At 44.2% G+C, this 25707-nt stretch carries 20 protein-coding genes; 6 read left to right on the plus strand and 14 right to left on the minus strand.

Going from position 1 to position 25707, the window contains the following annotated elements; genetic code table 11:
- Positions 1–152 precede the first annotated feature (152 nt).
- The 4 genes from NST40_RS29405 to NST40_RS29420 all read right to left on the minus strand — a co-directional run bounded on the left by NST40_RS29405 (position 153) and on the right by NST40_RS29420 (position 4192).
- On the minus strand, positions 153–548 hold the full coding sequence (locus NST40_RS29405; RefSeq protein WP_076123979.1) for a transcriptional repressor: 396 nt from the start codon (positions 546–548) through the stop codon (positions 153–155).
- Between the two features lie 91 nt (positions 549–639).
- Positions 640–1737, minus strand: a complete 1098-nt coding sequence (locus tag NST40_RS29410) for a Ger(x)C family spore germination protein (protein WP_076191747.1) — start codon at positions 1735–1737, stop codon at positions 640–642.
- Positions 1734–2834: a GerAB/ArcD/ProY family transporter gene (locus tag NST40_RS29415; RefSeq protein ID WP_076123983.1), complete on the minus strand. Its 1101-nt coding sequence runs from the start codon at positions 2832–2834 to the stop codon at positions 1734–1736. The genes NST40_RS29410 and NST40_RS29415 overlap by 4 nt, the downstream gene beginning before the upstream one ends.
- Positions 2834–4192 (minus strand): spore germination protein, encoded by a 1359-nt coding sequence (locus tag NST40_RS29420; RefSeq protein WP_342410259.1) that lies wholly within the window; start codon positions 4190–4192, stop codon positions 2834–2836. The genes NST40_RS29415 and NST40_RS29420 overlap by 1 nt, the downstream gene beginning before the upstream one ends.
- Before the next feature lie 159 nt (positions 4193–4351).
- On the opposite strand from NST40_RS29420, the gene NST40_RS29425 reads away from it, so the two are divergent.
- From NST40_RS29425 to NST40_RS29435, 3 genes are all read left to right on the plus strand, one after another.
- Complete coding sequence (locus NST40_RS29425; protein ID WP_342410260.1) at positions 4352–5899, plus strand: FAD-dependent oxidoreductase; 1548 nt, start codon at positions 4352–4354, stop codon at positions 5897–5899.
- Positions 5900–6048: 149 nt separating this feature from the next.
- Entirely contained in the window at positions 6049–6768 is a 720-nt protein-coding gene (locus tag NST40_RS29430) for a 3-ketoacyl-ACP reductase (RefSeq protein WP_036681981.1), read from the plus strand.
- Positions 6769–7704: 936 nt separating this feature from the next.
- Complete coding sequence (locus NST40_RS29435) at positions 7705–8016, plus strand: antibiotic biosynthesis monooxygenase (RefSeq protein WP_076179209.1); 312 nt, start codon at positions 7705–7707, stop codon at positions 8014–8016.
- A 517-nt stretch (positions 8017–8533) separates the two neighbouring features.
- Here the strand turns inward: NST40_RS29435 and NST40_RS29440 are convergent.
- The 7 genes from NST40_RS29440 to NST40_RS29470 all read right to left on the minus strand — a co-directional run bounded on the left by NST40_RS29440 (position 8534) and on the right by NST40_RS29470 (position 18284).
- Positions 8534–10759, minus strand: coding sequence for an MMPL family transporter (locus tag NST40_RS29440; protein ID WP_342410261.1), 2226 nt, complete (start codon positions 10757–10759; stop codon positions 8534–8536).
- A 212-nt stretch (positions 10760–10971) separates the two neighbouring features.
- Positions 10972–12867, minus strand: coding sequence for an ABC transporter ATP-binding protein (locus NST40_RS29445; protein WP_076123991.1), 1896 nt, complete (start codon positions 12865–12867; stop codon positions 10972–10974).
- Entirely contained in the window at positions 12864–14624 is a 1761-nt protein-coding gene (locus tag NST40_RS29450) for an ABC transporter ATP-binding protein (RefSeq protein ID WP_076123992.1), read from the minus strand. Before NST40_RS29450 ends, NST40_RS29445 begins: the two co-directional genes overlap by 4 nt.
- Positions 14617–15063 carry a MarR family transcriptional regulator gene (locus tag NST40_RS29455; protein WP_076124352.1) on the minus strand — a complete coding sequence of 149 codons (447 nt, stop codon included), beginning with the start codon at positions 15061–15063 and terminating at the stop codon, positions 14617–14619. The genes NST40_RS29450 and NST40_RS29455 overlap by 8 nt, the downstream gene beginning before the upstream one ends.
- Positions 15064–15408: 345 nt before the next feature.
- Complete coding sequence (locus tag NST40_RS29460; protein WP_076105042.1) at positions 15409–16806, minus strand: DNA-binding protein; 1398 nt, start codon at positions 16804–16806, stop codon at positions 15409–15411.
- Positions 16807–16970: 164 nt separating this feature from the next.
- Positions 16971–17240: an aspartyl-phosphate phosphatase Spo0E family protein gene (locus tag NST40_RS29465; RefSeq protein WP_076099698.1), complete on the minus strand. Its 270-nt coding sequence runs from the start codon at positions 17238–17240 to the stop codon at positions 16971–16973.
- Positions 17241–17354: 114 nt separating this feature from the next.
- Positions 17355–18284, minus strand: coding sequence for a LysR family transcriptional regulator (locus tag NST40_RS29470; protein WP_076278300.1), 930 nt, complete (start codon positions 18282–18284; stop codon positions 17355–17357).
- A gap of 111 nt (positions 18285–18395) precedes the next feature.
- Here NST40_RS29470 and NST40_RS29475 point away from each other — a divergent pair, with 111 nt between their 5' ends.
- Together NST40_RS29475 and NST40_RS29480 are read left to right on the plus strand one after the other, a co-directional pair.
- Positions 18396–18770: a CidA/LrgA family holin-like protein gene (locus NST40_RS29475; RefSeq protein WP_076123997.1), complete on the plus strand. Its 375-nt coding sequence runs from the start codon at positions 18396–18398 to the stop codon at positions 18768–18770.
- Positions 18764–19447: a CidB/LrgB family autolysis modulator gene (locus NST40_RS29480; RefSeq protein ID WP_076123999.1), complete on the plus strand. Its 684-nt coding sequence runs from the start codon at positions 18764–18766 to the stop codon at positions 19445–19447. Before NST40_RS29475 ends, NST40_RS29480 begins: the two co-directional genes overlap by 7 nt.
- A 76-nt stretch (positions 19448–19523) precedes the next feature.
- Here the strand turns inward: NST40_RS29480 and NST40_RS29485 are convergent, their stop codons facing one another.
- Both NST40_RS29485 and NST40_RS29490 read right to left on the minus strand, forming a co-directional pair.
- A complete protein-coding gene (locus NST40_RS29485) occupies positions 19524–20492 on the minus strand; it encodes a Gfo/Idh/MocA family oxidoreductase (RefSeq protein WP_076219739.1) in 969 nt (322 codons plus the stop codon).
- A 53-nt stretch (positions 20493–20545) separates the two neighbouring features.
- Positions 20546–22858: a helicase C-terminal domain-containing protein gene (locus NST40_RS29490; RefSeq protein WP_342410262.1), complete on the minus strand. Its 2313-nt coding sequence runs from the start codon at positions 22856–22858 to the stop codon at positions 20546–20548.
- Positions 22859–23140: 282 nt separating this feature from the next.
- Between NST40_RS29490 and NST40_RS29495 the strand changes: the two genes are divergently transcribed.
- Positions 23141–25006, plus strand: a complete 1866-nt coding sequence (locus NST40_RS29495) for an LTA synthase family protein (protein ID WP_342410263.1) — start codon at positions 23141–23143, stop codon at positions 25004–25006.
- A 112-nt stretch (positions 25007–25118) separates the two neighbouring features.
- Here the strand turns inward: NST40_RS29495 and NST40_RS29500 are convergent, their stop codons facing one another.
- Positions 25119–25550 carry a MarR family transcriptional regulator gene (locus tag NST40_RS29500; RefSeq protein WP_081383619.1) on the minus strand — a complete coding sequence of 144 codons (432 nt, stop codon included), beginning with the start codon at positions 25548–25550 and terminating at the stop codon, positions 25119–25121.
- Positions 25551–25707 lie beyond the last annotated feature (157 nt).

Genomic DNA, 25707 nt, shown 5'->3' on the forward strand with positions numbered 1-25707 from the left:
TTTTAGGAACCGATTTTCCTCCTATCTTTCTTTGTTTTTCTCATTTTTTTTGAGAATTGTCATATAAATGCAACAAAAAAGGCCGCCTCAATGAAAGCGGTCTCTCCGGATATACATATTATTACCGCAGCACAGGCTCCGGCACCTCTATCCTAATTATTCTTTTTGTTCTTACAGTTTGGGCAGACGCCCCCGAATACTACATGAGCATGACCAATGGTATAACCGGTATCCTTGGCCACTGTATTCATCCATTCACGCGGAACTTGATTCATAACCTCATCCACTGCTCCACAAACTTCACAAATGATATGCTGGTGATCATCCATACGTGCGTCATATCTGCTGGCAGCTTCACCAAGCTTAAGCTCACGAATCATTTGTTTATCTGAAAGATAACGCAGAGAGTTATATACCGTACCGTATGCTAAGCTATGTCCCTGCTCTACTAGCCGATTCATTACTTCCGCAGCAGTAGGATGGTCATGTGAATTAAGGACGATATCGTAAACGGCTTGACGTTGGGAGGTCAAATTTAGACTTTTCATTCCTATCATCCTCTAACTTATTTTTAGATCAAGTATAAATCTTGTGAATGGGAACGTCAATCCCATTTTTATCCACATGTTACTTTACAAGCTACCTAATCATTCCTGAATATTTAATGTTTACATCAGCCTTCACTTGGAAATCAAGTTTAGAATAGAGCTCCTTCCACACTTTCATTTCCGTATCGTTATTAAAATGCCTTGCTCCATAATGCAGCCCCCAACCCAAGGGATCTAAGCCACTGGCTTGTATTTTGGTCAGCAATGCTAAGATATCCGCTTCCAATTCCTTTTCCCCGGCTTCCTGGATCTTCTTCAACATGTGATGTGTCACCAGATCTGGGCTACTACTCTCTTCGAGAATACCTTTTATCTTAATATGATAACGAATAGTAGCTTTCCCATGCTCTGGTGTTACAATTTTATAGTGCGAGGATGACCTCTCTGTGTAATATTGAAACATAATTCCCTCGGAATGGGCGGGTAAGTTAGTCCGCAGATTCGGGCGTGACAGCAGATTATATAGCCGGGTCTCATTTGGCGTAAGAACCATTTTGATTTTCTCATTATTCAGCAGAGCAATTTTATCAATTAAAAACTCCTTATCCCCTTTGGCCTCAATAATCGGCAGGATTGGATCAATCCCCTCCTCAAAGATATTTCTCATCAGCTGAAAGGAATACACACTAGAAATAAATGGAGACTCTGTGCCTTGTCCACTCATAGCCAGAATAAGAGAATTCGATGGGATCCGCTCCGATTCGGGTCTTACCTTCAGCACTTGAAGTGCTTCCGGACGCCCTATTGCAAAATTGACAATAAGCTGGATATCTCTACGTCGCACAGCCCAATCCATAACATGGAGAATATCTTCACGGGCAACCCCTTCCCCCAAAACAATTGATTTACAATGGGAGTAATCAAGTTCCTTTTCCACTCTGGATTTCATTCTACGAAGGGCTTCCGAAATGCTTGGAGACTCCTCAGTCAAGATTTGCATCTTCTCATCAATCTTAGTAACATCCCCCTGAGGGATGGCAAGTTTCAAGCTAATCTTAAAATTCCCTGCTTCTGTACCTTGGTCAACGCCGATCGCTAACACGAAAATCCGCAAATCAATCTCCTTGAAGTCACAACCGGGAAGAAGAAGGAGCAAGGTAATTCCAATTCCAGCAAGTACTCTTCTCATAGCTTCCCCCTCCTAGCTTTGCGATAACAATAAAACAACAGAGCGATGATGAACATCTCACCAAACCAGCGAATTTGCAGAAACCAGGCACCAAACATATTAAGTTGATACTGATCCTGCCCCATTAAGGACAGAACCATCGCACTAAACAAGCCTAGGATCCCCCACTCTTTCCAGCGCTCTGCTTTTGGGGACTGTTTTTTTGCAGATGAAAGAGCACCTTTAAAAAGCTCTAAACCTCCATGCCAATGAACGATTACACTCACCAGAGATAAACTTAAATAGGCAAAATAAAAAATAAACAGCATCCGTTCAATAATAAAGGATTCCATCCGAATACTGTCGGCCGTCGAGAACCATGTATACACATGCCTATCAATAGCAACGGTTCCGAAATAGCCGATGGGAACTAAAAAAGTCAAGAGTAATACGAAAAGACCCTCCACCCCTAAAATCCAGACATGCTTCAGCTTCAGCCCATGAAATACCCGATTAAATATGGCCAGGTTTAAGTAACCGCTAAACGAAAAGGTAGCCGCCGCAAGGCTCATTAGGTCCGGCTTATGCCAGAAGTATGTAGTGACCTGCAGAACAGAATCCCAATTAAAGTCCGGATTGGTCAATGCTTTTACGAGGCCATAAATAATTAAAGGTAAGGATACGCTGAGAATGATTTCAAGCCCATACAAGAGTGATAGAGAATCGAAGCGACAGCAGATGCAGACCAAGACTAAAAAACTGATCACAACCGTATAAGGACTCGAATCCGGACTGATAAACCGCAGCGTAATATCTACAAAAGAAAGCAATGTAACTCCCCCGGCCACACACCATAAGCCAGCAAAAAGGACCAGTAAGATTCTGGATAACTTCTTAGGAAGCAAAGAGTCAAATATTTCCGGGAACCCCTTGCCGGGGAATTTAGCAATCAGTACAGTAAATATATAGACAAACAAAGTGCCCAAAATCGTTCCGATTAGTATGGACATCAAAGCGCCACCAAAACGTCTGTCTATTAGTTCCCTTGGAACAAAATTAATGATGTTGATCAGGCTGTTCATCAGAAAAAGACAGTAGAAATAACGGCTTTTGGCCATCAATGCTCTCCACCCTTCTTCTTGCCGAGATTATCGAGAAAAAACAATCTGAAATAAGGTTGTCCGAAGGTACGCTGTTTGCATAAATACATTGCGAATCCCACGACACAGACTACTACCCCAACCAATCCTAAAAAAGCTGCAGCAATTAGAAAAATATACTTCAGCACTCGTATGGACAAGCTCATCATATTCAGCGGAATTAGAAAATTAGATATCGCAACAGCAGAAACCAATATGATCATGATATTTCCTACAAGTCCTGCTGCCGTCGCTGCCTGCCCCAAGATAAGCCCCCCTACCGTCGTGGCCGTTGGACCAATTGCCTTGGGGAGCCGTAAGCTCGCCTCAGTCAGAAACTCCATCATCATGAGCATTAAAAGCACTTCCACAAAAGAAGGATAAGGCACAGTCGCACGACTGCCCGCAATAAGCAAGGCAATCTGCACACGAATAATCTCTGGGTTATACGAGGTGAGTGTTACATAGAGCGCAGGCAGCCACAACGTCATGCACACACCGATAATCCGAAGCAGCTTTAGGAATCGCCCCACGATAGGAAATTGTATTTTATCATCCATGGATGTAAAGAAATCATTAAAAATAGAAGGCAGCACTATCGCATAACCGGTTGTATCCAGCACTATCGCTACTTTTCCTTCAGACAAATTAAACACCACTCTATCCGGTCTTTCGGTGATGATGGACTTAGGGAGTATTCTTAATTTGTCACTGCTTATAAACTTCTCAAGCTCTCCTGTAGCCTGCAAAATATCAACCTTTAGCGTTCCCATCTTCTCCCTTAATTCTTTTAAAACGTTATGGTCAACACGACTGTCATCGTATAAAATAGCTATCTTTGTTTTAGAGACATCGCCGATGACCATGGTCTCCATTTTGAGATTAGTCGATTGATAACGCCGCCGAATCATGTTCAAATTAATCGCTATATCCTCTGTCAGTGCATCTGACGGCCCCTGTGAAATACTCTCGGCAGACGTTTCACTAACACCGCTGCTCTCCGTACTCATAGCATCGAAGAAATATATCATATCTTTTATACCCAGAAGCACATAACCACTGAGCAAAAGGTCGATCGCCTTCTCTCTCGTAGTCGCCTCTTCAGTGCCCGGATAAGTCATAATGTAATCCTGATAAGCGCTAATACTCTCCATTTCATAAAACGGCGCAATCACGTGGCGGCTGAGTGTCTGCGCATCTGTAACACTTTTGATATATAGCAGGTTGATTTGCCCAAAAGGGGCAACGCTTGTTTTATCGATTAAATCCGCGAACCCGTTCAGCTGATCTTTGATCCATTCCAGAGAAATATTGTCCTTATCCTGTTGAACTGACATGGAACATCATCCCTCCTATTTATCCTTTACGTCCCAGTTTCCACCTTATTTTGGCACTGTTTCTCTGAATTCATGCACAGCACGATGGAATGGGTAGTTTCTTTTCACAGGACTGTGGTAATAAATGAGATGAAGATTGTAAAGATGGAGGGATAATAGATGGACCCAAACCGTAAAATAACGCAAAGTCTTCCACAATTTCCGGAATCATTATGGAGAGATACCACGGATTTACCGGCTTTTCCAAAGCTGGCTGAAGATATTTCTACAGATGTGGCAGTGGTAGGCGGTGGAATTACAGGCATTACAACAGCCTATCTCCTCAGCAACGCAGGCTACAAAGTCACGCTCTTAGAAGCCGGAGAAATTCTGAGTGGCACTACGGGTTTTACCAGTGCAAAAATCTCAGCACAGCACGGGTTAATCTATCATCATTTGATAAAGCATTTTGGGCAGGAGCAAGCCCGGCTCTATTATCGCTCGAACAGCGAGGCTATGAATTGGATCCAGAATACGGCTGAGGAACTTGAAGTATCCTGCGGCATGAAACATGAGGCGGCTTTTCTGTACGCGGATGCTGAAGATCATAAAACGCTTAAACAACTGGAGGAAGAGTATAAAGCCTATGAACAATTGGGTCTGCCCGGAGAATGGCTAGATAACGTCTCTATCCCTCTGATGGCGAGTGGTGCCATTAAATTACCAGAACAAGCCCGCTTTCACCCGCTGCAATATCTGAAGGGGCTACTGAAGGTCATTCAGGATAAAGGTGGCGTAATCTATGAGCATACGATGATGGCGGATAAGGTGGAGAAGAACGATAAGCTTACGCTTTTTACTGAAAAGGACGAGCATCGGATCACCTGCCGCTACGCCGTTTCAGCTTCTCATTTCCCATTCTACGATGGAGGAGCACTATATTTCTCGCGGCTGCATGCTGAACGTTCCTACTGTCTGGCGATCCAGCCTGAAACGGATTTTGAGGGTGGAATGTATCTAAGTGCAAGCGAACCCACCCGTTCTCTTCGTGCAGTAGAGTGGGAAGGCAGGAATCTGGTCATTGTCGGGGGAGACAACCATAAGACAGGCCAGGGCATCTGTACGATAGGACATTATGAGAATTTGGAGCTTTTCGCAGGAAATCTGCTCGGCATCAAAACAATCCCTTACCGCTGGGCAGCACAGGATTTAATCACCCTAGACAGAGTGCCCTACATCGGTAAAATTTCTGACAACGAAGAGATTTATATCGCCACAGGTTTTGGAAAATGGGGCATGACAAGCGGTACGCTGGCCGCACAGATCATCTCGGATCAGATTCAGCGCAAAGATAATCCATATACCGAACTGTATGATCCGTCCCGCTTCAAAGCTGGCACCAGCCTAAAAAACTTCATCGTGCAAAATGCCAATGTGGCAAAAGAGCTCGTGGCGGGCAAAGTGGAAATCGTCCATAAAAAGACAACTGATTTGGAAGCTGACGAAGGAGCCGTTGTGTTCCATGATGGCAAACGTGTGGGAGCTTATAAGGATACAGAAGGTAAACTTCATCTGGTGGATAGAACCTGTACCCATATGGGCTGTGAATGCGAATGGAACAACGGGGATCGTTCTTGGGATTGCCCTTGCCATGGTTCCCGCTTCTCTTACGATGGCGAGGTTTTAGAGGGCCCAGCTTCGGTACCGCTGACGAAACTCCATGAATAATACCTTTTCATGAAAAGGCAGTTCGGCTTCATGAAAATTTGCAGACCATTTTCTAAGGGGCGATTGTAATTGCCCTACAGCATTCAGGTATAATAAGACTTGAATGAAGCAGCTGCTTCAAAAAAGTTTGAAGGAGAGTGACGATAGAGATGGATTTGAGAGGAAAGAGTGTTGTAATTACTGGTGCAGGCAAAGGGATCGGAAAAGCCTTGGCTATGGCACTGGCTAAGGAAGGTGCTAATTTAGGCCTGATCTCCAGAACTTCAGGTGATCTCGAAGCGTTAAAATCAGCCTTAACGGAAGTATATGACGTTAAAGTCAGCATTGCCGTGGCCGATATCGCCGTACGCGAAGAAGCTGAACGTGCTGTTGCTTCCCTGCAAAATGAGCTTGGAGCATTTGATGCATTAATCAACAATGCCGGGATCGCAAAATTCGGCACTTTAGTAGAAATGGACCCTGCTGACTGGGAGCGCCACATCCAAGTTAATCTTTACGGTACTTATTACGTAACTCGTGCTGCACTGCCTGCGATGATTGAGAAAAATGGCGGAAATATCATCAATATTTCATCCACAGCCGGAGAACGCGGCTTCGCGACAGGCTCTGCTTATTGCGCGTCCAAGTTCGCTCTCATGGGCATGACCGAAGCCCTCGCACAAGAAGTGCGCAAACACAATATTCGCGTCGTAGCCTTGACTCCAAGCACCGTCAACACTGGCCTAGCTTCCAATGCTGGACTTAAAATCGGTGACGAAGACCGCATGATGCAACCTGAAGATGTTGCTGAATTGGCACTGACAGCTTTGAAGCTGCCGGATCGCGTCTTCCTAAAAACAGCAGGACTATGGACCACCAATCCGCAATAAAATCGCGCTGGACGCGGGGGAGTCGGGTGATCTGGGGTGATTGCACTTTGTGCAATAGAATCGCTCTAGACGAGGGTGAGGCCTTGGGTGATTGCACTTTGTGCGGGATAACGCTTCAGGATTGCTCTGCTCCGTTTTCTAATTGCACTTTGTGCAATTGAATCCCTCTAGTTGAGGGCGAAACCTTGGGTGATTGCACTTTGTGCAATCAGTTTAGTGGCTCCCCTCCTTTTTAGGCGATTTGGGCTTGATTCTATTGTACAGAATGCAACAGACTGCCTTATTCAGATAACATTCAGTCCATTCTGTTGCACATTCTGCAATGCAACTTCATTTGGGGGCTTTATTAGGGAACTGGGACTGGAATTAGGTGCTAGCTGTAATGGTGGTTTTGAGTAAAAACTTTGGAGTTGGGTTGGCACTTTGGCTAAGAGTAACATTACGGTTGAGGTGGCACTTTACTTGCGGTAGTTACTTTAACGTGCAGTAGTTACTTTAACTTGCTATAGCCACTTTACTTGCAGTAGACACTTTGATTTTCCGCAGGTACCTGAGTTTGCACAATACTTAACGTTTAAATAGATAATAGTTGCACTTTGTACATCTATTCAGCGCAATTAGAGGAGAAATCATACTTTAATTGCACTCTATACAGTTAAAAGAAGGCTAATCTCGGCGATTCACCAGATTCGCATAAATTAGTTGCAGAGAATACACTTATTCGATCGTTTCTGGTGTTACGGATAATTTAAGTGTACAAAGTGCAATTAAACGCCCGCACTCTTGTGTCTTGTGGGATGGTCTTTTATTTTGTAAGTTGAAAATCACGATGTTACCTTGAGATATTGGCTAATTTTCGAGGTTCCCATGTTATATTATTTCGATTCACAATGTCCTGAAAAATATACTAACTTTCTGATCGGAGGTTTATCTATCATGCTGGTAGTAACTAATACTATTAAAGTAAAAGAAGGCCATGGCGAAGCTATTGCTCAACGTTTCGGAGGAAATAATGGTGTGCAGGATATGCCAGGGTTTGTACGTATGGAGGTTTGGCGTGGAAATGCCAAGGAAGGTGTCGAGGAATTAAAAATCTGCACCGTATGGGAGAATGAGGATGCATTCAAAGGCTGGACCTCCAGCGAGTCCTTCCGTCAGTCGCACCGTGGTGCTGGTGGTAATGACGCAATCCTGGGTGCTTCCATCGATAAATATGAATTAATGATCAGCCGCACGCCCAGTAACTAAGGATTTGGACCACCCAAACAGAGCAGTAGCTAGATTGAACCAGCAGTGTGTACGGAATGGTAGCCCGATAAGTACAGTTAACTAATTGATTATTACTGCTAGGTAACCGGTGCTACGAGCTAATTGACTATTATTGATGCAGCCACCTAATTGTCTTTTACCACTGGGCTTTCCAATGCAGCACGCTAATTGTCTTCTACCACTGGGCTTTCCAATGCAGCACGCTAATTGTCTTCTACCACTGGGCTTTCCAATGCAGCACGCTAATTGTCTTTTACCACTGGGCTAAGAGAATCAGCGGGCTAATCAACACAGTTATCGCTTCTAGATACTAATTAGCACAGTGAATACTTAGAGTAACTATCGTCTAGCAGACTGATTAGCCTAATAGATACAATTAAGTTAGTTGGTACAAGCAGCGCTATTATCCAGCGATGTCCTGTGCCCAAGCCTAAAACAAACAGGGATGTCCGGAGCCAATATGGCTCTGAGACATCCCTATTTGTTTATAAACTCATTATTTACTTACATCTGGCAGAGGGGTCTCCGCCTCTTGATGTTTACCCGGCCAGAACGACCAACGGCCAAAGAGCGTTGTAATAGCTGGTACAAGGAACGGCCGAACCACGAAGGTATCCAGCAGAACACCAAGAGCGGTGATAATACCGAACTGCACAAGCACCTGAATCGGCAAGCTTGCCAATACAGCAAATGTACCTGCCAGAATGAGGCCGGCAGAGGTAATTACCGAGCTGGTCTCATTCACTCCTTCCGCGATAGCCTGCTTAAGCGGCATGGTTTTACGCTTTTTCCAGATATTCGAGATCATGAAGATGTTGTAGTCTTCTCCAAGTGCCACCAAGAAAACAAAGGAATACAGTGGGATCGCTCCCTGAATAGCATCTGCTCCCATCACATAGTGAATGATAATCCAGCCTAAGCCAAGCGCTGAGAAGAAGGAGAGAATAACAGTGCCGACCAGATAGATGGTGGCCACTATTGAACGCAGATATATCAACAACAGTACGGTGATCATTCCGATGACTACGGGGATAATCAGATCGGTGTCCCGATCCCCAATCTCTTTAGTGTCGTGCTGTGTCGCCGTCTGTCCGCTTACCCACACGTGATCCGCAGGGTTCGCAACGTCTACATCGATTAATGCCTGCTCTGCGGTATCAAGAAGGGTGGGAATATGCCCCATCGCTTCTAGTGAGTAAGGATTGCTTTTAAATTCAATATCAAAACCAACAATATCTTTGTTTACTGCCCCCTGCTGCGGATCGGAAACCGTGTCCACATAGGTGAGTCCGCCAAGAATGACCTTTAGATCCTCTCCGCTCGCTTTTCCTTGGGTATCAATAATCAGCTTCGCTGGAGCTAATTCTCCGGGAGAGAACTGTTTGCCAATAAGGTCGAAACCTTCGCGGGATTCCATATTTTTAGGAAAAGAGGATAGGATATCATAGGTAAATTTGATGCCACTGGAGAATGAAGCCAGAATCCCCAGTCCGATAACGGTCACACCCACGATAGCCCATGGCCGGGTTACTACCAAGCCGCCAATACCCTTTTTACGGGAAACCTTGGGTTCAGGAACAGGTTTGCCTTTAGCCTTAGCCCGTTCTACCTCCATTTGCGGTGTGCGCGGAATGAATGGGAAGAACGAGGTCCGTCCGAAGATTGCCAGCAGTGCTGGTACGAGAGTTAGACTGGCAATTCCCATGATGAAGATAGACACGCTAAATGGAACGGCAAATCGATGATAAGCTCCATACTTAGCCAGCAATAACGCGAACAGCGCGAGCACGACGGTGAAGCCACTCATAGCAATGGCACCTGAAGATTCGGTAATGGAGCGAAGAAGCGCACGACTCTTACTCTCTTCTACCTTCAATAACTGCCGGAACCGTGAGATCAGGAACAGGCAATAGTCCGTACCAGCTCCGAATAGCAAAACAGTCATAATCGAGACAGCCTGTGAATCCACTGTGATCCAGCCTTCTTGTGCCATTTTTCCAAGAATCGGACTAGTTACACCATAAGCGAATCCAACCGCAATAAGTGGAATAAAAGCCAAGATCGGTGAACGATAAATCACCAATAAGAACACCAGCACAAGCATAACCGTAGCAATTAACAAGGAAACGTCTGCGTTCTGAAACAGGCCTGAAGCATCTATAGAGATGCCCACTGGACCCGTAACACGTAAACTCAGGTCTTTTCCATCTACCTTAGCCGCGGAGGGGTCTCCACCCGTCTCTGTGTTTATGATCTTCTTCATTTCTGTCACAGCTTCACCGAGCTGATCACTATCTGCCGTTTTATCAAAAAGCACCGGGGTTACCAGCGTGCTAAGATCCTCAGATAACGAGGCTTGTAATGCCTGTGGCGGCAGTTGTCCTAATGGGGGAACAAAATTCTGATGGGGCAATGGTTGCTGCTCCAACTTCTTGTACACAGCAGTGATATGTACTAAATCATCTTGTGAAAGCCCACCTTCTCTATGCCATACGAGCAGCGCCGGCACTCCACTTCCACTAGGGAATTCTTGCTCTGCAATAGCTGCTGCCTGTACCGATTGTGAATCATCTGGGAGGTTAGGCGCATTATTAGCAACCTGAGAATTCACTGCAGGCCATAACAGGGTAAGTGCACCTACAAGCACTATCCATACGAGAAGAGTAATCCACTTCGTCTTTTTTCCTGCCACCCATTTTCCGTAGCCTGACATTCCCTTCATCCTCTCCTTTACCTTGCAGCCTTAAAAATGAGCCGCGGGTCATTTTTTATTCTATCATATATATGCTTTAATTTTTAATCAAACTTTTTTTATTTTTCAGAAAAATTAAAACACATCATCACATATAAAATACCCCTCTCTTCACATAAAAAATCAGCAACATGTGAAAAGAGGGGTTTATGGGTTATCTATACTTTTTTCTTCACTTCAATTTAGCCTACGTCCAAATCTCCTTCAGAGAACTGACTGTTATAGAGATCCGCATAGAATCCGCCTTGGGCCAGCAGTTCTTCGTGGTTGCCTTTCTCGATTACACTACCTTGATTCATGACAAGGATGAGATCCGCATCACGAATCGTCGAGAGACGATGGGCAATAACGAAGCTGGTTCTGTTTTGCATCAGCGCATTCATCGCTTTTTGAATCAGCAATTCAGTCCGTGTATCGACACTGCTCGTGGCTTCATCAAGAATAAGGATCGATGGATCGGCCAGAATAGCGCGAGCAATAGTAATCAACTGCTTCTGTCCTTGTGAAATATTAGAAGCTTCTTCATTTAACACCGTATTGTAGCCAAGCGGAAGTGTGCGGATAAAGTGATCGGCATGTGCAGCTTTGGCAGCCCGCACCACATCAGCTTCAGATGCACCTTCACGACCGTAAGCAATGTTGTCACGAATCGTACCGTTAAAGAGCCAGGTATCCTGAAGCACCATACCAAACTTGCTACGTAGGTCACTCCGTTTCATGTCGGTAATGTTGACGCCATCAATGATAATTTCCCCGTCGTTAAGCTCGTAGAAGCGCATCAGCAGGTTAATCAAAGTGGTTTTACCAGCACCAGTAGGACCGACAATCGCTATAGTCTGACCTGGACTAACCTCAATATTCATGTCCTCAATCAGAATAGCATCCTCTTTATAGCCGAATTTCACATGACGGAACTCAACGGAACCTTCCGGAGCACCTTCATCAAGCTTCACAAGTGTAGTATTAACTTCCTTAACTTCCTCTTCTTCATCCAGAAGTTCAAATACACGTTCTGCGGAAGCAATGGTGGATTGAATAATGTTAGCAATATTAGCCGTTTGTGCAATCGGCTGGGTGAACTGACGTGAATATTGAATGAAGGCTTGAATATCCCCGACATCAATCATTTTTTTAGTAACAAAAATACCACCCACAACACAGATAAGCACATAACCCAAGTTACCGATAAACATCATAAGCGGCATAATCATACCTGACATAAATTGAGACCGCCAGCCAGAATCATAAAGCTTATCATTTATTTCATCAAAATCTTTAAGCGACTGCGGTTCGCGGCCGAAAGCTTTAATAATCCGGTGCCCCGTATACATTTCCTCTACATGACCATTCAACTGGCCAAGCGATTTCTGCTGTCTCACAAAATAAGTCTGCGAACGTTTAGAGATCGCCATAATCACAATAAAGCTGAGTGGCAACGTAGTAATCGTGATTAACGTCAGCCATGGGCTGATGGTAAGCATCATCACAATAACACCAATAATAGTGACGATTGAAGTAATTAGCTGCGTTAAACTTTGCTGCAACGTGGTACTGATGTTATCCACGTCATTCGTAGCACGGCTAAGAATTTCCCCGTGTGTACGGGAGTCAAAATATTTTAAAGGTAAACGCTCCAGCTTGCTGTTGATCTGCTCACGCATGTCATAAACTACCTTCTGCGCTACACCAGCCATTACATACTGCTGAATGTAACTAAACAGAGCACTAAGCAGATACAATCCCGCGAGCAGGATCAGAATATCATTAATATATCCAAAATCAATGGAGGCACCCTCTACACCCATCAGTTTACCGTAAGCACCTTCGAACAGTTTGGTTGTAGCTTTACCCATAACTTTTGGACTGAAGATACTGAACACCGTACTGGCAATCGCCATAATTAGTACAATAATCAATTGAACCATACGCGGGCGCAAGTATTTGATTAGGCGACGAAGTGTACCTTTAAAATCTTTAGCTTTTTCTGCCGGCATCCTCATTCCAGGACCACCCGGTCCACCCGGACCTTTATGGCCGCGGGGAGCTGCAGGTTTATGTTCTCTGTTTTGTTCACTCATGCTATTTCCTCCTCTGACAGCTGCGAGGATACGATCTCGCGGTACACATCACTGCTCTCGAGCAGTTCACGGTGAGTGCCCATTCCAGCAATTTCACCCTCATCAATTACAATAATCCGGTCCGCATCCATAACGGTGCTAACCCGTTGAGCTACGATCAATACGGTGGATTCCGTAGTTTCAGATTTGAGAGCCGCGCGAAGTTTGGCATCTGTCTTGAAATCAAGAGCTGAGAAGCTATCGTCAAACAGATAAACCTCAGGTTTTCTCACAAGCGCCCGAGCAATGGACAACCGCTGTTTCTGACCACCTGAGACGTTATTCCCGCCCTGAGCAATTTCCGAGTCAAACCCATCCTTCATCGCGGATACGAAATCGTAGGCTTGAGCCACCTTAGATGCATGAATGATTTCTTCATCCGTAGCATCCTCTTTACCGTAGCGGATGTTCTCATTAATCGTACCCGAGAACAATACTGCTTTTTGTGGGATGTAACCGATTTTGCTCCGCAGCTCTTCCTGTGTCATCTCACGTACATCCACTCCGTCTACGCGTACAGCACCTTCATTAACATCATAGAATCTTGGAATCAGGCTAAGCAGTGTAGATTTACCCGATCCGGTACCCCCGATAATCGCGGTAACTTCACCCGGACGAGCACTAAAGCTAATTTTCGAAAGTGCAGGCTGTTCTGCCCCTGGATAGGAAAAAGATACATTCTCAAACTCAACAAAACCACGCAAAGAATCGCGTCCGTCTTTTTTAGTAGCTTGAGCTGTTGTATGCAGTTCACTCTCAGTAGGATCAGTAAATTCAGGCTGCATATCCAGTACCTCATTGATACGCACGGCTGAAGCTGAAGCACGCGGAATTAACACGAACATCATCGATACCATAATCAGAGAGAACATAATTTGCATTGCATATTGGATAAATGCCATCAGGGACCCAACTTGCAAGTCGCCATCACCAATTCGTATTCCACCAAAATAAAGAATAGCAATCATAGAAAAGTTCATTACAATCATCATCAGCGGCATCAGGCCGGCCATAATTTTATTGACCTTGATAGCTGTATCCGTAAGATCACGGTTAGCTTCGGTGAAACGTCTATTCTCATGATCAATCCGGTTAAAAGAACGAATAACACGAATACCTGTCAGATGCTCACGCAGCACCAGGTTTAATTTATCAAGCTTAATCTGAATGGCTTTAAACAGTGGCAGACCCTTCATCCCAATAAAGAAGATCGCCCCTACAAGTACAGGAATAACGACTACAAAAATCAATGATAATTTAGCATCTTCAGATACTGCCATGATGATACCACCAATCATCATCATCGGTGCTCCGATCATCATGCGCAACATCATAGTAAGTACCGTTTGAACTTGTGTAATATCATTTGTTGTACGTGTAATCAAGGAAGCTGTACCCAGCTTATCGAATTCATGCAGCGTAAAATTTTCTACATGGTTAAATACTCGTGCACGGGTGAGCTTACCAAACCCGGCTGCTACTTTTGCCGATAAGTAACTGGCAATTACCGAACATAAAGCACCGCCACCTGCAACCAGGAGCATGAAACTACCTATTTTCCAAATATAAGCGCGATCTCCTTGAACAATCCCTTTGTCGACGATGTCGGACATCAGAGTAGGAAGGTATAAATCGCCCATGGACTGCAAAAATACAAGGATTAATACAGCACCAATAGCTACCCTAAAAGGCTTCAGTTGTTTAAATAATTTAATCAAGCTTCTCATCTCCGTTCATTTGTAGCCTATCCCAATCAGGTGGTGGATTATCCTCAACGTATTCATGTACCTTAAGCAATAGCTCTGTGAGCTGTTTAGTGTCTTTTTCGCCTAAGTGTTGCACAAGCTTATCAAGCATCACATCACGATAATGTTCTGCTTTTCGTGTGAGTTCTTTTCCACTTTCCGTTAATTTCACGCGTACAACTCTTCGATCCGAAGGATCCGCGCGTCTTTCCACCATCTGTTTCGCTTCAAGACTGTTAATCAGCTGCGTGATGGTAGGAGGAGTGAATCCAAGTAGTCGGCTGATTTCAGACACCTTGAGACCCTCTTCATCAGAATGATTCCATTTTTCAATGCATATCATTAAAGTCATCTCACTTGGCTTGTGGCCTTCAACGCCCTTTTGCCATTGAGCTTTGTGCAGGCGTTTCATCGCCGCAAAAAGCCCGTGTGCGACTGAATTTTCAGTATTTTCTGTATTTCCTCCGTTTATCCCAATTTCCTTCACCTCTATTTTAGTTAGGTCAACTAATTATTAAACACTATATTATTTAGGCTACCTAATTATATTTTCGCCAGATTGCTTTGTCAAATTATGAATGCGCTATCAATTATTACGAAAAAGAAAACTCCCTAGCACGAGTGCAAGGGAGTAGTTATGCGTATATGTATCTGTATATAGAATATTGCCAAGGATAACCTTTAGAATCCTGCTCCGTGCTCATAAGTTGTGATTGGTCCGTTACTTCCGGAACCAACTGGGCCGATAATGATGAAGCTAAACAATGCTAAAATGCCTGCCATCATCAATAGTGATTTTTTCATCTTTTCTCACCTCCCTTATCAGCTTTCTGTATTTCTCCTGTTGATTCAGAGTTGCATAGTCCCTATTGGTCTCAAACAAGGTCACGCACTTAATGAAGTCTATTCCATTATTAGTCTTAATAGATAACTCTAAAGACTGTATGATATAGTCCACACCCGTAATATATTGTCCATTGTTTATTAGATACATGGCAATTTGATAGTACAACCGATATAATCGGTCAATATTAATGGGATCTTCAAACTGTTCAAATCGTAACATTTCCCGTGCAAAACGTTTAAGCACATCGTCTACAGAAAATCTGTAATGATTAGCCGATTCCATAATAATAATGAGTCCTGGCAATATTTCTCCGGGGTGCTCAGCCAAAAAAGCTACATAGTCCGGTACAACCTTTACGTTTCCCTCCAACATTTCCAGTGTGAAACTGTTCCCAACTGCAAATAATCGGAATTGTTCTACAGCTTGCTGGCCTACTTCATCCAACATCTCAAACCAGCCTAAGTCTGCATAACCAGCGGTATATTTCTTCGCCGCTTCATATTGACCTTGCTTCGTCAACGAAATTGCTTTAAGCAAATATCCGTGTCCATAATAAACAACGAGCGGACGTTCCGTACAGAGTTCTTCTCTTCGTTTGTCTCCGCTCCTCCGCAGTTCTTGGCGGTAAACTGCATTGGCTAAAGCTCTCAACTCATCAGCATAGATCTCCATTTCTTCCCATCTGCGAAGGGCGAAACATAGCTGTGTCAGCATCAATAAACCATCTAATTGCAAATTTTCCGGAAGGCGCCCCCTAAAAGGACTAAAGCTAATGACTGCGCGTAGCTTCTCCTCCATATCAAGTGTTTGCAAAAATTTAAAATTACGATAATGACTGATCGCGAGACGTTCACTATAACTATCCGACTCGTTCTCTACTACAATCTTGTAAAAAAACATGGATTCCTGAACTTTGCCTTTATTGAATAATTTATCAGCAACAGAATAAATGATATCCAGCGGCTTGGTAGACTCTAATAATCTGCTTATAGTTTCATCAATGCAATTCTGTTTGCCCAATTCAGCACAACGAATCAGAAAAGGCTCCACTCTACGGCGTGAGACCTTCTCATCATTGAAGCATTCATCAACATATAGAGGATATAACCAACCTTCTGGAAAACCAAAGGCTTTTATAATTGCATCTACTTGTCCCAAGGACATAGGCTTCGGCGGATTTCCATGCAGAATTGCACTGAGGCTGCCTCGATTCAGGCCACAAATTTTTGAAAATGAGGCAAGATTATGGCCGGAGCGGGACAAATTTTTCTCAATTTCTGAGCGTATAGTTGTTAACTTTCCCTCCACTCGGCACCCCCAAAGTTTGACTTGAAAAGATTCTATTAATTGACATTATAGGTGAAAGTTATGGATTGTACAACAAATAGATTGTACGACAAATAGAGGAGCCTAATACGCTCCTCTAGATCAGTAACATCTTCATAGTATTATAATTCTATGTTGTTGGTAGTTTAGCTAACAGTGATGGCGGTTTTGGAACTTCTACTATAGGATGTAATGCCGGCTTTCCGGTTGCGCAAATTTTCCATCATCTTATTTTGTGCCAGCAAAATATAGCTGTCTAATCGCTCACTGAGCTCTAGAACAGCACGGTCACTAAGACTGCGTTGCTCTGCAACCTCCAGCAATTCACATCTAAGACTCTCTATAGTTACAAGTAGCTCATCTTCTTTATAATCTTTTCTATGATTATTCTTGGAGGAATTTGGATTTTGTGTCACATCTCTCTCCTTCTCTCTATCAACATCTTCTCCTATCATAAGTCATGATACCAAAAAACATATTTTCAAAAAAAAGAAAAATTGTAGAGCTTCTAACAAAAACGGAATTACTACTTATTCAGAGTCCTCCGCAAGTTCGTCAGGGAGCTCATTTGGATACTGTTCTCGCAAAAGTCCCTTTGCAAAAGCAATCCATTCGCGTGCCGCAAAAGATAAATAACGGTCTCTACGCCACGCCATAGCAAGCTGCCACGGAATTACCGGATCCGTCAAAGGCACAACGACCAATCGTGAACGATCCATATCCCGGCAAATGGTTTCTGGCAGCAATGCGATTCCCATTCCGGCAGCCACCATACGGCTAATTAAGTCCCATTGGGAGCTCTCATAGATAACCTTAGGCTGAAATCCCGCCTTCACACATTCCGTAATAATCCGATCATGCAGCGTAAAATCCTCCCGGAACAGCACAAACTCCTCTTCGGCTAGTTCACTTAACGGAACAAGGTCTGCCTCGGCCAATCTATGTCCAACAGGTAAAATAAGATTCAGCTTCTCTTCAACAAAGGTGAAGCAATGAAGTTTGGCTGTATTTACAGGCAGCACAACCATTCCGATATCCAACAAGCCCGTTTCTACATCTTCCTCCACTTTTTTCGCGCCATCCTCATGCAGACGAATAGTAACCTGCGGATAACGTTTATGAAATTGACCAATCACCGAAGGAAAAAAGCTCGCTCCTACCATTGGAGGCAGACCGATGCGGATGTGGCCCTGCTCCAAATTTCGTAAGCTATCCAGCTCAGAAGACAAGCTGGCGAACGACTCCACGATATTTTGCGCTTTGGTGAACAGAATTTCCCCCGCATCTGTAAGCCGGACACTTTTCCCTTCACGGTAAAACAAATCAGCCTCCAGCTCGATCTCCATATTCCGGATCATTTTACTGATCGTAGGTTGTGAAATATATAAGGATTCGGCAGCCCGAGTAAAGCTTTTCATTCGTGCTGCTTGGACGAAATATTCTAATTGTCGGATATCCATTTTCCAACCTCCGATCCATAGACAAAAGGAATGTCATTTATTCAATCTATTCATTTTACCTATGAAAACAATTGATGTAAACTTTCATTATCATGAAAGGAGCGAAGCCTTATGAAAAAGATTGTTATAGGCTTGCTGCAGGTAGCGGGACTCACCCTATTCTCATTACTAATCAATGCTGTAACCCCATTTTTGCATATCCCTATTCCCGGAAGCATACTCGGAATGATTATATTGTTTCTTCTGCTTGAGTTTGGTGTCATTCATCTGAATTGGGTTGAAGTTGGTGCTTCTTGGCTACTGGCTGAGCTCTTGCTGTTCTTTATTCCATCTGCTATCGGCGTAATGAAATACGCCAATATTCTGGAAACTGATGGTTTACGAATCCTCGCGGTGGTCATTTTGGGTACGATTGTTGTAATGGCCAGTTCCGGATTACTTACCAGTAGAATTTACAAAGCAAAGGAGCGGAAAGGATCATGTTAAACGCTCTATTATTCTTCGGTCTTACGGTTGCTGTATATCTACTGGCGAAACGCATTTATGCTTCTAGTGGCAAAGTGTACACCTCTCCATTGATCATTACACCCGTGCTTATGATTATCTTCTTACTCATCACAGGCATTACTTATGATTCTTACAATGCGGGAGGCAAATGGCTGACGGATTTGCTGCAACCGGCAACTATGGCCTTTGCAATCCCTCTGCATAAAAACTTCAAGGTGCTCAAAAAGCACGCCGCCGAAATTGCGGCAGGCGTGCTGTCAGGGACGATAACAGCGGTGATCTCTTCCATTCTGCTCGCCAAATGGCTGCATGTCAGCGGCGATCTGGCAGCCAGTCTGGTTCCACGTTCGGTGACTACACCGATCGCTATGAGCATCTCGCAAAGTATCGGCGGTGTACCGAGTATTACTGCAGTCTTCGTCATCATTACCGGGATACTCGGTACAATGATGGGCCCTACAGTACTCCGCATCTTCCGCATTGACAATGAAATCGCGCGTGGTGTATCGCTGGGAACCGCTGCGCATGGTACAGGAACATCCAAGGCCTTCGAGCTTAGTTCACTGACCGGAACCATCTCCAGTATTGCGATGATTCTGTCCGCGCTGTTATCCATAGGTGTGGCGCCAGCTTTACTCGCAATATTCCTCCACTAGGCTAACCCAGCTTGAGCCAAGGACATGTCTCTTTAGCACATCTAAGGCGGCATGTCCTTTTTTTAAGAATCCGAACTTAGAATTTAACCGGAAGTCCACTTTGTGCGGACTCGTAAGCCGCACAAGTTACTTTAAGCGTCTTGAATCCATCCTCATAGTCACTGAGAATACGCGAACGATCTCCTGTCCGTACAGCATACAGAAAAGCTTCACTTTCCACTAAATATGGATTTCCTGTGTTTTCAAATTCGGTGCTATTGCCACTTCGCACTTCCAAGAGACGATCCGGGTTCCAGTCCAGCAATCCCCGATCATTATAGAAACTAAGACCTACACTTCCTACCGGATCAGGCAGCACACATGTATTTGAAATATTAGCTATGATTCCATTCTCAAGCTTCAGAGATACGGTACCTACATCGGCTACACTCACACCTTCATGCTGCTCATGCATAATTCGATTTCCGAACATGCCGTATACTTCTTTTACCTCTCCTGCCAGATAACGCACCAAATCGACGATATGAGTGGTCTGCTCGGTGAACTGTCCTCCGGATTGCTCCTGATCACGCCACCAAGCTACGCCCGGCATGCCGCCCATCCACTGGCCCATGACCATACCGATCTTGTCACCACGTAGTGTTTCCTTGAGCCTATTAACATTCTCTTGATAGCGGAAATGGTAGCCTACCGAGGTCAATAAATTATGTTCTTTAATATCTTGCAGCAAGCTGGCAGGAATTTCAGTAGTCATACTAAGCGGCTTCTCTATAAAAAAAGGAATATCCCTCTTGATTAATGAACGTTCAATCGCACCATGAGATTGTGGAGGCACACAGATATAAACAGCATCAAGCTTCTCCGCATCCAACATCTCTGTAATATCACCATATCCAGCAGCTCCATATGGACGTGCCATATCTTCGCCTTTGGCTTTACTGCTTCCACAGACTGCCTGCAACTGGACATCAGCCATCCCCGCCAGCAAATCAGCATGTACCTTAGAGAACCAACCTGTACCCACAATACCCACTTTTATTGTCATATTATTTCCTCCTGCCGATTGATTATGAATACCCTTTCGTAGATTATAACCTCTTATGAGCGTATAAGATAATCTCTCCATTCTTCGGGAAGCAAATGCATATATGGACTCTGCAAAAAACGGTCATCCGCCAACACGATAATGCCCGTATCCGTCTCGCTGCGAATCAACCTGCCTCCGGCTTGGAGTACCTTACACATTCCCGGATAGACATAGGCATAATCAAAGCCATTTTTTCCTCTGGCATTAAAATATTGACGCAGCAGATTGCGTTCAAGACCAAGCTGTGGCAGGCCAACGCCAACAACCATAACCCCATTGAGGCGATCCCCTGGCAGATCCACACCTTCTGAAAAAATCCCTCCAAGTACAGCAAATCCCAATAACGTCTCGTCATTATCTGGACTAAATGCGGCTAAAAAACTTTCTCTAGCTTGCTCGCTCATGCCAGTATCCTGCATCAATGTCCGGATTTCAGGGTAATACTCCGTAAAGGCCTGATATACGTTTTGCAAATAGAGGTACGAAGGAAAAAACACCAGATAGTTGCCCTTTTTAGAGACCATTTGGCTCAGTGCTTTAGTCAACGGAACTAGGGAGGCTTCCCGGTCATGATAACGTGTGGAGACAGGTAAGACGGTTACTTCCCACTGCTCTTTCTGAAAAGGGGAAGACACGGTTAAACTGTAATCTTCCTCCGCTGCACCAATCATATCCCGGTAGTAAGATAATGGAGAAAGTGTAGCTGAGAACAGGATCTGGCTGCGAAAGCTCTTGGACATCTGCCGTAGCAGATGCGAGGGATCCAAATTGAATAGCTTGAGATAGACATCCCCTCTACGAACCTCCGCATAGGTAATGTAGCGTTCATCATAGGTCTTAAAGGTGCGGAGCATGCCCTGAACTGCAAAATAGGTATCCAAGAGGACATTTCCCCCTTCTCCTTCCCCATTCAGTGAGACAATACTGGAGCTCGGGTGAATAAGCTCCTGTTCCGCCTCCAAAGAAAATATCTCAAGCAAAGCCGGGAGCTCCTCCGGGAACGAGTCCCACTGCCCTTGCCCCTCTTCATTACAAATTTTGCGAAGGGAGATGAAAAAAGCATTCACCGATTTAGCGGCTGTACTCAAATTCCGGTTCATTTCTTTATATTGGCGCTGGATTTCCAGGAAAGGGGCTTTCAGCAAAGAGGCGGAGAACATCTCCCGTCCCCGGTCTACCAGATTATGTGCTTCATCTACTAGAAGTACCGTTTCTCTCTTTCTTTCCTCTGTTAGCCGTTTCAGACTGATGCGAGGATCATATATATAATTGTAATCGCAGATCACAGCATCACAGGCATAGGCTGCATCCAACGAGAACTCAAATGGGCACACTTTGTGTTTGTGAGCATACAGTGCAAGGGTGTCTCTGCTCATCAGCGTCTCATGCTCTAACAGATCCATTAATGCCTCGTTGATCCGGTCATAATAACCATCCGTATAAGGACAGGAATCCTTACCACATATCCCCTCTTCGCGAAAACAGGCCTTCTCTTTAGCGGTAAGTGTGATGACATGCAGCTGAAGACCCTGCGTTAGCAACAGCGAGATGGCTTCCTGCGCGGCAAAACGGGTAACCGTCTTTGCCGTTAAATAGAACAATCCTTTAGCTTGTCCTTCGCCCATCGCTTTAAGGACAGGGAACAACGTCGACATTGTTTTCCCGATACCTGTGGGGGCTTGAGCGAACAGACTGACCTTTTCCACGACGGACTTGTATACAGCTCCTGCAAAATGACGTTGTCCCTTTCGATAAGAGGAGAACGGAAAGCTCAACTCCCGAAGACTCTGCTCCTTCTTAGCATCATGACGAACCATCATCTCAGCGTATGGAGCATATCTAGCCACTGTGTCATTCACAAATGAAATCAGTTCTTCAAAAGACAACGTTCGGTACAAGCTTTTTTGCTCATCAGTAGCCCGGTGGACATAGGTAAGCTTAACCTGAATAGAAGAAAGCTCTTGCTCCAGAGCCACCATATATGCGTACATCAGCGCCTGTGCCCAATGAACCTCATGTCCTTCATCCAGTAAATCCAGCAGTCCGGAGGTTGATTTGATTTCTTCGACCGTAAAGCTCCCATCCTCCGAGACAAGCAATCCATCACAACGCCCATCTACAACATAAAGCAGGTTTCCATAAGGAATCTCCGTTTTCAAATAAACCTCCTTGCGGTCACCTTCCTTATATTGCTTTTGGATCTTCTGATGAATTCTTGTGCCTTCGACCATAGCGCCCGTTCCATGAAAGCCAGGTTCAATGCTTCCGCTGCGAAAAACATATTCAACGAGAGTTCTAACTGATAAAGCTACTGTAGAGCTCATCCAGCATCACCTCCTTTTATTATCCATATATCCTTTTTGTTCCCAATTGCCATTTTAGTCCTGAATTCGTTGTATAACCCTGCATGAGAGCAGGAGCGTCAGCTTCAACCCTTTGTGTTCAACTTTACGCGCTCCACTAAGCTTATACTTAGGTTCTCGATTTTTGACATTCTATAGCTAGCCCTGCATAATAAATTTTATTACTATGGAATTATTTTGTCTGGGCGCTGTTTCTTCCTAGCCGGGAAATGGCGTTTTATCATGTAGAAAGAAGGCGAAGCTGTGTCATCCTTTAACTTTAAACAGTGGATCGTTAAACCTTTTGTGTTTTTCACAATAATTTTTATTCTAAAAGCTTTCTTGGCATGGGGCGTAATCTTTGACGATATATTGCCCTGGAAATCATTATTAACTGAAATCCCCTTTGCTTGGGCGCTCTTCTGTATCATTGAACGTTTTGGTTCCAAGCGCAAGCTCGGATATTACATGACCGTAAATTTATTAGTGACAGCCATTTTCTTCGCAGCCATTATGTATTTTAAATATTACGGTGTTATTGTGACTTACCATGCAGCGGAGCAGGTGAATCAAGTCACCGCCGTCAGCAACAGCGTATTCTCACTAATGGATCCATACTACCTGCTGATTTTTACAGACATCATTATTCTTGGCGTCTACTTCTTCTTTAATAAAAAAGGCCGGGTCTATAAGAAAGAGAATATCAACCACCGCCGTGGCGGAAAACTTAAGTATAGTGTTCTGTTTGCAGTCTCACTTGCTTTATGTTTGTTCAACATCTTGCCTAATAAGGCCAGTATGAACGAAATTAAGAAAGCTCAAGAAATGGGAATTCTTAATTATGAAGCTTATACGATCTTCGCTAAAGAAGAGCCTGAGCTAGTCGATTCAAGTGACATTACACAGGATGCCATCAACAAATTGAAGGGGATTAATACTGCGGCTAGTTCTCCACTTCAAGGCATCGCTAAAGGCAAGAACCTTATTATTCTTCAAATGGAATCTTTCCAGAATTTCTTGCTGGGACTTAAATTAGACGGTCAAGAAATTACACCGAACCTGAACAAGGTAATGAAGGACAGTCTTTACTTCCCTAATTTCTATCAAATGGTTGGCCAAGGGAATACGTCGGATGCAGAGTTCGTAGTTAACACTTCCTTCTACATCCCTCCACGTGGAGCGGCAACGATGTCTTATGTGGATAAGGTACTTCCAAGTCTGCCACGCGTGCTTAAAGAAAATGGATATCAGACAGCAACCTTCCACACCAATGTCGTAGAATTCTGGAACCGCGGCGAGCTGTATGACTCCCTCGGCTTCGATCATTATTATGACCGCAAATTTTTTGGTGAAGATGATGTCTTCTTCTTTGGAGCTTCTGATGATACGCTCTACAGTAAGACAGCCGATAAACTACAAGAAATGGACCAACAGGAGCAGCCTTTTTACGCTCAAGTCATTTCAATGTCAGCGCATCACCCTTTTACTATTCCGGAAGAAAAATACCGCATGAAGCTGCCAGAGCGTTATGAAGGTACTTTTGTTGGTGACTATATCCGTTCCCAGAACTATGCGGATGATGCTTTTGGACATTTTGTAGAAGAGCTAAAAGCAAATGGTGTCTGGGACAATAGTGTAATCATGATTTATGGAGATCATATGGGATTGCCGATTTATTCCCTCGATCATGATGATAAAGAATTGATGACTGAAATCTATGGTCATGAATACAGTTATGCGGATATGATGAACATCCCTCTGCTTATTCATGCAGGTGCTGGCGTAGCATCGCAGACCATTGACGAAGTAGGCGGGGAAGTAGATATCATGCCAACCGCAGCCAGTCTGCTTGGGATTTCATTAGAGAATAACGTATATTTTGGTCAAGATCTACTCAGTCAGACTTATAATTTGCTGCCAGAACGATATTATTTACCTTCTGGTTCATTCATTGCCAGCTCAGGATTGCTTATTCCTGGTAACAGCTTTGAAGACAACACTCAGTACTCTATTTATAACAATGGAACAACGCCGAGTGCCACTGAAGACGAATATAACCGTGCCTTGAGGCTTTTACAGCTTTCCCACAGCTATATCACTCAGTTGCCTGACAAACAACCTAAACAATAAATTACAGGGCGTAGGCAGCCAACGAACAAAAACAGCAGAGCAGCGATTCTCCAATAAGGAGAACCGCTGCTCTGCTGTTTTTATAAAGATATCCATTCCGAAGCTTAGCTGACTAACGCTCCTGGTCCTCGATCATACGGTAATACTCTGCAAAGTTGCGTAGTTCTTCGGGCTTCAGTATGGATAAATGCTCCGCCAGCAGTTCTTTGGACCGGAAATGTCCTTCTTCGAGCACCTGCTGACCTTTTTCGGTGATCGTCACTACAACCGCTCTCCGATCCTTCCCATCCGGCTCACGTTTGATATAACCCAGCACCTCCAAACGGTCCAGCATCACCGTCACCGCACTGGATTTGACCTCCATACATTCTGCCAGCTGTACCACCCGCGACTTCTTTTCTTTCGCTATCATATTTAACAGACCCATCTGTGGCACCGTAAGTCCGAGTTCTTTGTGCAAAGACATTTGAGACATAATCTTACGCTGTACTCTCCACATGGATAGTCCTAGACGATCTATTAACGGATCTATTTGATGTGGCATATTTGTTCAACCCCAATCCGTTTTTAATAACTCAAGCGTACCATTAGAACTGGTTATGATTCAATGGTTTTGTCTACTAAACCATTGAAAGCATGATGGAAAGCGCAAACTTCCACCATTCTCCAATTTCCGACACAGAAATACTATATTCCATGTA

Source organism: Paenibacillus sp. FSL R10-2778, from assembly GCF_038593035.1.
GTDB classification, from domain to species: Bacteria; Bacillota; Bacilli; order Paenibacillales; family Paenibacillaceae; genus Paenibacillus_AQ; species Paenibacillus_AQ odorifer.